9 protein-coding genes are annotated in these 10,637 nt (G+C 65.0%); 4 read left to right on the plus strand and 5 right to left on the minus strand.

Features of this window, described 5'->3' with window-relative positions; all coding sequences use genetic code 11:
- Positions 1-18 precede the first annotated feature (18 nt).
- The 4 genes from AC1DWT_RS13915 to AC1DWT_RS13930 all read right to left on the minus strand — a co-directional run bounded on the left by AC1DWT_RS13915 (position 19) and on the right by AC1DWT_RS13930 (position 4,505).
- The gene (locus AC1DWT_RS13915) at positions 19-858 is read right to left on the minus strand and encodes a mycofactocin-coupled SDR family oxidoreductase (protein WP_206013565.1); all 840 of its coding nucleotides are present in this window, start codon (positions 856-858) and stop codon (positions 19-21) included.
- A gap of 61 nt (positions 859-919) precedes the next feature.
- On the minus strand, positions 920-1,297 hold the full coding sequence (locus AC1DWT_RS13920; RefSeq protein WP_095862174.1) for a nuclear transport factor 2 family protein: 378 nt from the start codon (positions 1,295-1,297) through the stop codon (positions 920-922).
- A 24-nt stretch (positions 1,298-1,321) separates the two neighbouring features.
- Positions 1,322-2,914: an FAD-dependent oxidoreductase gene (locus AC1DWT_RS13925; protein ID WP_387496870.1), complete on the minus strand. Its 1,593-nt coding sequence runs from the start codon at positions 2,912-2,914 to the stop codon at positions 1,322-1,324.
- Between the two features lie 304 nt (positions 2,915-3,218).
- A complete protein-coding gene (locus AC1DWT_RS13930; protein ID WP_095862172.1) occupies positions 3,219-4,505 on the minus strand; it encodes a PucR family transcriptional regulator in 1,287 nt (428 codons plus the stop codon).
- 247 nt (positions 4,506-4,752) lie between these two features.
- Here AC1DWT_RS13930 and AC1DWT_RS13935 point away from each other — a divergent pair, with 247 nt between their 5' ends.
- The 4 genes from AC1DWT_RS13935 to AC1DWT_RS13950 all read left to right on the plus strand — a co-directional run bounded on the left by AC1DWT_RS13935 (position 4,753) and on the right by AC1DWT_RS13950 (position 10,053).
- Positions 4,753-5,325, plus strand: coding sequence for a VOC family protein (locus AC1DWT_RS13935; RefSeq protein ID WP_072937134.1), 573 nt, complete (start codon positions 4,753-4,755; stop codon positions 5,323-5,325).
- Positions 5,326-5,389: 64 nt separating this feature from the next.
- Entirely contained in the window at positions 5,390-6,280 is an 891-nt protein-coding gene (locus AC1DWT_RS13940) for a fumarylacetoacetate hydrolase family protein (protein WP_387496866.1), read from the plus strand.
- Positions 6,273-8,039 (plus strand): FAD-dependent oxidoreductase, encoded by a 1,767-nt coding sequence (locus AC1DWT_RS13945; RefSeq protein ID WP_477921006.1) that lies wholly within the window; start codon positions 6,273-6,275, stop codon positions 8,037-8,039. The genes AC1DWT_RS13940 and AC1DWT_RS13945 overlap by 8 nt, the downstream gene beginning before the upstream one ends.
- Positions 8,040-8,070: 31 nt before the next feature.
- Positions 8,071-10,053, plus strand: a complete 1,983-nt coding sequence (locus AC1DWT_RS13950) for an acetoacetate--CoA ligase (protein ID WP_477921008.1) — start codon at positions 8,071-8,073, stop codon at positions 10,051-10,053.
- A 216-nt stretch (positions 10,054-10,269) separates the two neighbouring features.
- On the opposite strand, the gene AC1DWT_RS13955 is transcribed toward AC1DWT_RS13950, so the two are convergent.
- On the minus strand, positions 10,270-10,637 hold a 368-nt coding region (locus AC1DWT_RS13955; protein WP_477921010.1), incomplete at its 5' end, for a hypothetical protein.

Genomic DNA, 10,637 nt, shown 5'->3' on the forward strand with positions numbered 1-10,637 from the left:
GCCGATCGGTAGCTGGATTTACTTGATCAGGAAGCCGGCGTCGACGGGCAGAGCGATTCCCGTGACGTAGCGGGACTCGTCCGAGGCGAGATAGAGAACTGCGTTGCTGATGTCGACCGGATCGACCCACGGAATAGGCAAGACGTTCGCCGCACGGTAGTTGGAATCCGGCTTCTCTGCATCGGCGCGGCTGGGGTGCTCGAGGTGCGGCAGGAAGAGCTTCATGATCGTCTCGTTCTGGATCATCGGGGTGTCGACGTTGGTCGGAAGAACCGAATTGACTCTGATGAATTGCGGTCCGAGTTCCAGGGCGAGCGATTTCATCAGACCCAGGACGCCGTGTTTTGCAGCGACATAGTGACCCAGGTTCTGCACCCCGGCCGCTCCGGCGGCGGAGCTGGTCAACACAATCGAGCCACCACGACCACCAGCGACGATATGAGGTACGGCAGCGTTGATGGTGTGGAATACACCGGTCAGGTCGATGTCGATGACGTCCTGCCAGGTTTGTTCCGGGAGGCCCACAAGCGGTCCCGTCGACGCGATGCCTGCATTCGCGGAGACGATATCGAGGCGGCCGAGTTCGGCGACACCCTCCGCCACGGCGCTCTCGAGAGCGGAACGGTCGCGGACGTCAGCCTTGATCGCGACGATCCTGCGGTCGAGTTTTTCGACCAGAACGACAGTTTCCTGCAGGTCCTCTTCGGTGCCCATCGTGTGGTCGGCACTCGCGACCTGATCGCAGATGTCGATCGCAATGATATCTGCGCCTTCCTCGGCGAGCCGCAGAGCGTGGCTGCGACCTTGTCCGCGCGCCGCTCCGGTGATCAGCGCGACCTTGCCTTCTACTCGTCCCATCGATCTCTCCTGTCGGTGATGTGGTGTTAGGGGGGTCGAATGTGAGAATCCGAGTGCGGGCTCAGCTCAATCGGCTGGTGTCGACATACACACGCCAGCTCGCGATGTCGGCGCCGGCGAACTCGAGGAACGACGAGCCCTTGACCTTGACCTCGTTGCCGTCGGGGAAGACGTAGGACACGGTGATTTCCACGGCAACGGTGTTTTTCGTCGTGTCGACGACGAGGTTGTCGAGTTGATGCAGGACGGCCTTGAAGTTGCCTTTCCAGGCGGACACGAAGGCGCCGATGGCCTCGACTCCCGCGACCGGGTCCACGTCGTTGAAGCCGAAGACCGCGTCCGCAGTAAGGCAACGCTGGAAGACTCCGGGGTCGTTGGCGTCGACCTCACGGTAGAACACACGGGTGGTCGAATCGAGGTCGATCGTTGTCTGGGTCATGTTCTTTCCTTGCCTTCGAAGGGGTCAGACCTTGGTGATGTGCCGAGCCGCGAGGTACGCGGAGCATTGGATGAATCCGATGGTGTGCCCGCCGGCCCAGTAGGCCTCGCCGGACGGTGTTGCAGCGCAGTTCCCGACGGCGTAGAGGCCCGTGATCGGTGTGCTGTCGGGTCGGACGACTTGGCAGTTCTTGTCGACGCGCGGCCCGCCGGCAGTATCGATGAGAGCCGGCCCCAGGATGGTGGCGTAGTAGGGCCCCTGGTCGGCGAGCGGGGCCATCATCGGATTCGGTCCCGCCCCCACACCGAAATAGGCGCTCAGGGCCTGCTCGATCGGCGTCGAACCGCGGCCGAAGTCGTGATCGATGCCTTCTGCGGACATCTCGGCCCACCGGTTGACGGTGCCGGTGAGTGTGGCACCGAAATCCGTGTCCAACTCGATCGGGCCGGTATATTCGCGCAGCGTCTCGAGCCGTTCCGCGATTCCCTTTTCGAGGTCCGCCAACGAGTCGGCCTTGATGACCCAGTAGTCGTCCTCACCCTGAGGTGGGATGGGGTTGCCGAAGCCCTCTCCGCCGAATCGCCGGGCAGGGTCGTCCCAGATTGCGATGAGCGGGTTGTTCGGGTAGGTGCCTTGCTGGCTGTCCCAGTCGAAGAACGCCCGCGCGAAGTCGTGGTATGGCACCTTCTCGCTGATGACGCGCTTGCCGAACCGGTTGACGATGATCATCGAGTCGCCCGGAATCATGAACGAGCCGCGGACGGCCACCGGGTCCTTCTGGAGGCGCTCGAGGACAATCGGGGCTCGCATGCCCACGTTCAAATTTGCCAGATCGGCGCCGACCTCGCGTGCGATTGCGAGAAGGTCGCCGGTGTTCGTCCGAGCCGCACAACCACCGACGTAGGAATGGTCCAAGAAGCGCAGACGCAATTCCGGGTCCTGGGTGAAACCGCCGGTGGCGCAGATTACTCCGCGGCGTGTCCGGATGCGGATTGTCCGTCCTGCCGACTCGACGACGGCACCGATGATCGCACCGGTCGCGTCCTGAACGAGCTCGACCACACGGGAATCTGTGCGAACAGGGACGTTGGCACGTTCACAAGCCCGAGCCAGAGTTTCGATCAGGATCGATCCGCCGGTGGGCCCACCTTCGCTTTCTTCCGGGAACAGCACGCGGCCTGTCGGAGCCGCGTCCTCGGGAAGGTGCGCGTAGTAGTCGGGGAAGTCTGCAGCATGCCCGAACTTCAGCCCCGCGAGGTTCTCGTACGCTTCGGCCGCATCCGAGGCGTTGTCGTAGAAGGCCGTCAGGCCGTCGTACTCCCACTCGGGCAAACCCAGGGTGGGATGGTCGGGGTTGTACAGTCTGGGGCGCGACAGCTTCGCCATATACCGGAGGGCATCGTCGCGCGGATCCGTGCGTCCGGTGGCGCGCAGATACTTGTTGTTCGGAATCCACATGTAAGCAGCGGATTTCGCGGTAGTTCCACCGATGACGGAAGCCTTCTCGACGACGGTGACGTCGGCGCCGCCCGCCGCGGCGATCACGGCAGAACCCAGACCTCCGATTCCACTTCCCGCGACCAGAACATCTACGGTTTCGTCCCACTCGTGATTCATAACCAGCCTTTCACAGCATCAGTTCCGGAACGGCATCCTCAGCAGGACGGTGCAGCGGCGGAAGACGTGCCGATATTCCTAGACTTCGGTCGACGAAAGTTGCGTCAAAACATCACAATTCAAAGCTCATCGGCAGTGCAGGGCGCAGCGAGCATCCGGTTCCACCCGCACACACTGTGTGGTGTGTGCCACAATTACAGCCCAAGGGTGGCGGGGTTCGCACTGGGATAGAGCCCAGCGTTCTCGCCCGGCATTGGTCCAGAGACCAACATCGGCGCGAACTCACATCGCCTGGACCGCTGGTTCAGGCGTCGGGCCGGGACGTGGTGCCACCTCGGAGCCATTCGTGGACCCTGAGTGCGGCCCGCAGGTTGGTGGTCGAGGCTCCAGGTGGATGCTCACACAGGCTCAAAGCCTTATGGACTCGATACGTGACCGTGTTCTTGGAAATATGTTCGGCAGCAGCGACTTTGGCCAGGCTGTGATCCATGTCGAGATAGCGAATGAGGGTCGATCGCAGATCGGCAGTCCGGGCGTCGTCGTCGGCGAGGGGGCCGAGCAGGCGACTGGCGAATCCGGCGGCGGCATCTGGTTCGGCGAGGAGAAGCACTTCGAGGGCGAAATCTTCGTGCGTGCACGTGGTGCGCGGCTGATCGGCGCGAAGACGCACTATCCGCTCCACTGCCCTGGCCTCCATGTGACTGCGCCGAAAGCCATCCACTCCGGATCCCAGTTGGCCGACGACGACGGAGATGTCACCGAATTCCGGCAAAGGCCCTCGGAGGACATGCCCTTGATCCGGGGAGACCGCACCCCACGCCCATATCGTCTGAAGCCCCACGGGAATCACCAGCGTTGCTGTAGGAATTCCCCAGTGCCGCAACACAGGGTCGACGATGCTTCGCAGATCGTGACCCGCGTGCGGCCCGCTCCACGCGATGATCGCCAGATGGTGTCCGCCGAGCGGGTATCCCAGCACCTCGTCTGCGCGAGAAGGGTCGACGGGTTCGGCCTCGACGATCTTCTTGACGAAATCGAGTCGAGCGGCAGAGACCCCGGCCGCCCAGGCGCTCCGCTCCTCGAGAAAGGTAGTGGCAGCGACTCCGGTGAACTGGTCCAAGACCTCGAAGAGCAGCACCGAGACCCGCCGCAACTCAGCGCTGCTCTCCGCCGGCGGGATCAACCGGAGGGCCGCATCGAGGATGGCGGCTGCGAGAACGGCGTACCCGACTCGGATCGAGCCGAGAAGATCATTTAGTTCCAGGCCTCGGCGGGCGAAGTCCACCGCAACCTCCTCGACCTCGGCACTCGCCAGGGAGGTATCGGGTTCACCGAGGCCGGCGACCAATGTCAGGGCCCGTAGTGCTGTCGACGTCGTCGCCCTGCGCACGGCACTGGGCTGTGAGGCTCCTTCCCGAAGGATCGGCATTTCCCGCGAGATCCTGGTCGCGATATCCTCGCCTACCTCGACAGCCCAGGTCACAGCGCCGTCGCCCAAGGTGGAGCGGATGCGATCCGCGTCGGGACTGAGCCATTCGCGTTCGGATTGCCGGGCGCGGGTGCCCGCGAGTTCGTGAGTCCAGTGCGGCACTCGACATCCTTCCACTCTGCCCCCGACCACTACGATCCGCCCGAATTGGGCTCGAACCCAAATTCCTCGAGTGTTCCTGGTCCTCAGCCAGTAGCAACACGCGCTGAAATTGAATGAAATTGTGTCATCGATCAGTGACGGGCACCACAGCACCGGGTCTCTCGGACATGGCGTTCACCCGGTGTCGTCAACACATGTTTCGCATTACACCACCCATGAGTGACCCGTGGACACAAAGGAGTCAACGATGACCGCCACCCCCAAGTTCGCGCACGTCGTGCTACAGACCAGCCGGTTCGAGGAGATGCGCGACTGGTACTGCACCGTGCTGGACGCGCACGTGGTCTACGAAGGGCACGGTTTGTGCTTCATCACCTTCGACGAGGAACACCACCGGGTCGCGCTGCTGGGAGCGCCCGTGCAGCTCGAACCGAGGAACCCGGGCGCGTCGGGTATGCATCACACCGCCTACACGTTCGACACTCTCGATGATCTGCTCGATCGCTACGACTCCCTGAAGGAGCGGGGGATCGAGCCGAAAGTGCCGATCCAGCACGGGGTGACGACGTCGCTGTACTACCAGGATCCGGACGGCAACTTCGTGGAACTCCAGATCGACAACTTCACCACCCCGGACGAGGCAACGGCCTACATGAACGGCCCGGAGTACGGCAACAACCCGGTCGGAGTGTCGTTCGTACCGGAGTTGATGCGGGAAGCACTCGTGAACGGCACCCCGATCTCGCAGATCACCACCCACTCCTGGGCCCTGCAGACCAGCCCCGACCTGCCCGACCCGATGGCGGCGTTGACCAGCTGACCCCACTCGAACTCACGCTCGGCTCGGCACAGCGGCAATTCTCTTTCACCGAAGGACAATCTTCATGCGTGTAGCAAACCAAGCCGGCCGGCTCCAGGTCGTGGCGGACGGCGTTGCCGTCGACGTCGAGACGGCCAGCGGGGGCCGCTTTTCCGCCGAACCCCAGCAGATTTTCGACCGGTGGGACGAGTTCACCGCCTGGTCACGCACCGCGGACCTGGCGGACGGGGTACCGGTGGACGAGTCGAAGCTGGGCGCTCCGGTTCCCCGGCCCGGCCAGATCTTTGCCGTCGGCGTCAACTACGCCGATCACGTCGAGGAATCCGGGCTCACACTGCCCGACGCCCCGTTCGTGTTCACCAAGTTCCCCGCGTCGATCGCCGGGCCGTACGACACCATCGAACACCCCGGTGGCTCGGTGGATTTCGAGGTCGAACTCGTGGCGGTCATCGGCAAGGAAGCCCGAAACGTGCCCGCCTCCCAGGGCTGGGACCACGTGGCCGGGCTGACCCTCGGCCAGGACCTGTCCGAGCGGGACCTGCAGCTGTCCGGTCCCCCGCCACAGCAGTTCAACCTCGGCAAGTCCTTCGCCGGATTCGCCCCGATCGGACCCCTGCTCGTGACGCCCGACGAATTCGGCGACCCCGACGACATCGAGATCAGCACGGTCCTCTCCGGCGAGCTCATGCAGAAGTCGCGGACCCGGCACCTGATCTTCCCGATCCCGGTCCTCGTGTCCTACCTGTCCTCGATTCTGCCGCTGCGCCCCGGCGACCTCATCTTCACCGGCACCCCCTCGGGGATCGGCTTCACCCGCGATCCCCAACGGCTCATCGGTTTCGACGACGAACTCGTCAGCCGCGCCGAAGGCATCGGCGAGATGCGGCACCGCTTCGCCGCCACCGACCGTCCGCACCCCCTCACCACTCTTTCCAGGAGCACACACCATGTCTGACATCACCGTCCCCGTACTCGTCGTCGGTGGAGGCGGGTGCGGATTGACCACCTCGATCCTCCTCTCCGAGCACGGCATCGATCACCATCTCGTCGAGCGGCACACCGGCACCTCCCACCTGCCGAAGGCCCACTACCTCAACCAGCGCACGATGGAGGTGCTGCGCCAGGTCGGCGTCGCGGACTCGATCTACGAAGTGGGCACCCCGCCGAGGAAGATGGGCAAGACCCGATGGGTGACCTCTCTCGGGGGTGACGGCGAACTCGACGGCCGCACCCTGTTCACGCTGGAGTCGTTCGGCGGCGGACGGCTCGAGAGTGCGTACGCAGTCGACAGCCCGTGCCCGTCCAGCAACTACCCCCAGATCCGTCTCGAACGGCTGCTCCGGCAGCATGCGGAGGACCGGGCACCGGGCTCGATACACTTCGGTCGTGAGCTGGTCTCGTTCGAGCAGGACGACGACGGTGTGCACGCGGTCATCGTGAACCGGGAAACGCAGGAGACCTACACCGTCCACGCCCAGTACATGGTTGCCGCGGACGGCGGCAAGACCGTCGGCCCCGAACTCGGAATCACGATGGAGGGCCCGAGCGGCATCCTGGACATGGTCAGCACCCATTTCACCGCRGACCTGTCGCAGTGGTGGGAAGACGACGTCCTGATCACCTGGCTCCTCAACCCCGAGGGCGCCGGGTCCTGGAGCAGCGGCGCCATGGCCGCGATGGGGCCGACCTGGGGCAAACATTCGGAAGAATTCGTCCTCCACTTCACCTTCCGGCCCGACGATCCCGCTCGCTTCGACGAAGACGCGATCGTTCCCCGGATCCGCGAACTACTCAAGCTGCCCGACCTGGAGATGACGGTCCACAAGGTCAGCCACTGGATCCTCGAAGGTGTGCTCGCCGACAAGTACCAGGTGGGCCGCATCTTCCTCGCCGGCGACGCCGCACACCGACACCCGCCGACCACGGGACTGGGTCTGAACACCGCCGTCCAGGACGCCCACAACCTGGCGTGGAAGCTGGCTGCGGTCCTGAAAGGGGACGCCGCCCCTGCCCTGCTCGACACCTACGAGCCCGAACGTCGCCTTGTCGGGATGCGCAATGTCGACTGGGCCATGTTCACCTTCCTCAATCACATGGTCATCGACGCGGGTCTCGGCCTGATCCCCGGGCAGCCCGTCGAGGCTCAGGTCCAGGTGTTCCGGGACTTTTTCTCCGACACCCCGATGGGTGAAACCCGCCGTGCGCGTGCAGCCGAGGTGATCAGTACCCAGCGCACCGAATTCCAGGCTCACGATCTCGAGATCGGCTTCTCCTACCCGGAAGGGGCACTCGTCCCGGACGGCACCGAGGCACCGCCGCGTGACCCGATGGGGCACACGTACTACCCCACCACCCGTCCCGGGCACCGACTGCCCCACGCGTGGATCGAACACGACGGCAGACAGATCTCCACCCACGACCTCACCGAGAACAACGCTCACTTCGTGCTCATCACTGCTACGGACGGTGCCGCATGGTCCGACGCCGCCCGACTCGCCATGGACAAGTTCGGTGTCCAGATCAAGGTCGCGCAGATCGGCGACGGCACCGACTACACCGACCCCACCGGCCGGTGGAGCGAACTCCGCCAGATCGACGACACCGGGGCGATCCTGGTCCGTCCGGACAACCACGTCGCCTGGCGCAGCACCGGCACCGCCGCCGACCCCGCCGACGAGCTCACCCGCGCACTCGGCACCGTGCTCTCACGCTGACGGCGGGACCCACCGGAAAGGACGCACGACTATGACCACGCCAGGACGTGAAGTGCTGTGGACGCCGCCGCCCGGGCGGGTCTCGGCCTCGAACATCATCCGGTACCAACGCTGGCTCGCTACCGAGAAGAATGTCCCCACCGACGATTTCGATTCGCTCTGGTGCTGGTCGATCAGTGACCTCGACAAGTTCTGGCTCTCGATCTGGGAGTATTCCGACGTGATCGCCTCGGCGCCGCCGCAAACGGTGCTCGCCGACCCGCGGATGCCCGGTGCCCGGTGGTTCCCGGGCGCTCGGCTGAACTGGGCGGAGAACCTCCTCCGTCACGTCGACGAGCCCGGGCCGGCGATCATCTCGGTAAACGAGACGGGCACGACCGGGGAACTATCGCGGGCCGAGCTGGTCGCGCAGGTCGCCAACCTCGCCGCGCACTTCCGCGAGATCGGAGTGCGTTCCGGCGATCGGGTCGCCGCGGTCTTACCGAACATCGCCCCCACCGTCGTCGCGGTGCTGGCCGCGGCCAGCGTCGGTGCGGTGTGGTCCTGCTGCGCACCGGATTTCGGCGTCAAAGGGCTGGTCGACCGGTTCGCGCAGATCGAGCCGACCGTGCTGATCGGGGTGGACGGCTACCAATTCAACGGCAAGCGCATCGACGGCCGCGACGTCTTCTCCGCCCTGCTGGACCAGCTCCCAACCGTGCGGCACACCATCGTGGTCCGCAACCTCGGCCTCGAGGGGCGGCTCCCGCCCGAGGTCGCCGATTACGCCGACCGCGTCGTCGGGGACGCCGCACCACAGTACGAGCAGGTGCCGTTCGATCACCCGTTGTGGATCCTCTACAGTTCCGGCACCACCGGCCTCCCCAAGGGCATCGTCCACTCGCACGGCGGAATCCTGCTCGAAGCCCTCAAGGCCAACGCGCTGCACTATGACCTCGGCCCCGCCGATCGGGTGTTCATCGCCGCGAGCACCGCCTGGGTGGTGTGGAACATGCTGGTCGACGTCCTGGCGGTCGGCGCCACCGTGATCACCTACGACGGCAGCCCCACCTACGGCCGGCCAGACCACCAATTCGAGGTCTGCGCCCGCTACGGGGCAACGAGATTCGGCACCGGCGCGGCCTACCTGACGCTGTGCGAAAAGGGCGGCACCCAGCCCGGTACCGATTTCGACCTGTCGAGGTTGCGGTCGATCATGTCGACCGGTTCGCCGCTACCGGACACCACCTGGCGGTGGGTCTACGACGCAGTCAGCGCGGACGTGCACCTGGGGTCGGACAGCGGCGGCACCGACGTGGCCACCGGATTCATCGGCGCCAACCCGCTCTCCCCTGTTCGCGTCGGTGAACTCCAAGGCCCTTACCTGGGGGTCGATGTGCAGGCCTGGAACGAGGCCGGTCAGGCGGTCGTCGGCGAGGTCGGGGAAATGGTGATCGCCGCACCGATGCCGTCGATGCCGATCTACTTCTGGAACGATCCCGACGGAAACCGCTACCGGGAAGCCTATTTCGATGTTTATCCCGGAGTATGGCGGCACGGCGACTGGATCAGCATGGAAGCCGACCGCGGTTGCGTGGTCCACGGTCGGTCGGACTCGACAATCAACCGCGGCGGCGTCCGGATGGGGTCGGCGGATATCTATCAAGCCGTCGAAGCGCTTCCCGAGATCGCCGAGGCACTGGTGATCGGCGCCGAGTTACCCCACGGGGGCTATCACATGCCGCTGTTCGTGGTGCTGCGCGAAGGATATGATCTCGACGAGGCTCTCGTGGAGAAGATTCGCACCTCGATCCGCCGTCAGACCTCGCCCCGGCACGTTCCGGACGAGATCATCGATGTTCCTGCAGTTCCCACCACCCGCACCGGCAAGCGGCTCGAGATTCCCGTCAAGAAGCTGATCCAGGGAGTGGCTCCCGAGACCGCGATCAACCGCGCCACCGTCGCCGACACCGCCGCCCTCGACTGGTACATCGACTATGCCGAACGCTTTCACAGCAACAGCGAGGGCGGCTGACTTGCTCAGGGAGCGATAGTCCCCTCGGAACTGCCCTGTTGCACCCCCGCAGCTTCGTCGCAAACCAAAGAGAAACAATGAACAACGCCCTGTCAGTCGATCACGGGACCGCGGCCCCCTCGCAGCACGGGCCACGGACGCGGCGCTTCCACGCACGGCTGCTGTGTCCGGCACTCGACGCACGACACATCGCCCTACCGAGCCGGCCCTGGATCGTCAGGTTGGCGGATCGAGGACCCGGACCGACCGCGGAAGCGGCTGTACCGCAATATCACAACGCCTCGCCGCCGCCATGAAAGACTCCGGGCGCGGGTCCACAGGCCAGGACACCTCACCGGCCGGACCGAACACTGCGGCCGCATTCGCCGCCGGGCCCGTGGTGAACCGCGTCTGATACCGGATGCCGTCGAACTCGACATCGAACGCCGCCGCCCACGACCGGGGAACGTCGTACGGTGTCATCGAACACAACTCCCGGGTGAGCCCGAACGCGGCAGCCGCGTCAGCGCAGGTGTCGGCGAGGTCATGGGTGCCCGGTACCCGGAGAGTCGACAGTGCCCGCTCGGCCGCGAAGTCGTGGGCGA

Source organism: Rhodococcus sp. P4_B6, assembly GCF_056402215.1.

Bases quoted from the DNA above. Each gene is read 5' to 3' on its own strand.
- AC1DWT_RS13915 (WP_206013565.1), bottom strand. From the start codon at position 858: ATGGGACGAGTAGAAGGCAAGGTCGCGCTGATCACCGGAGCGGCGCGC.
- AC1DWT_RS13920 (WP_095862174.1), bottom strand. From the start codon at position 1,297: ATGACCCAGACAACGATCGACCTCGATTCGACCACCCGTGTGTTCTAC.
- AC1DWT_RS13925 (WP_387496870.1), bottom strand. From the start codon at position 2,914: ATGAATCACGAGTGGGACGAAACCGTAGATGTTCTGGTCGCGGGAAGT.
- AC1DWT_RS13935 (WP_072937134.1), top strand. From the start codon at position 4,753: ATGACCGCCACCCCCAAGTTCGCGCACGTCGTGCTACAGACCAGCCGG.
- AC1DWT_RS13940 (WP_387496866.1), top strand. From the start codon at position 5,390: ATGCGTGTAGCAAACCAAGCCGGCCGGCTCCAGGTCGTGGCGGACGGC.
- AC1DWT_RS13950 (WP_477921008.1), top strand. From the start codon at position 8,071: ATGACCACGCCAGGACGTGAAGTGCTGTGGACGCCGCCGCCCGGGCGG.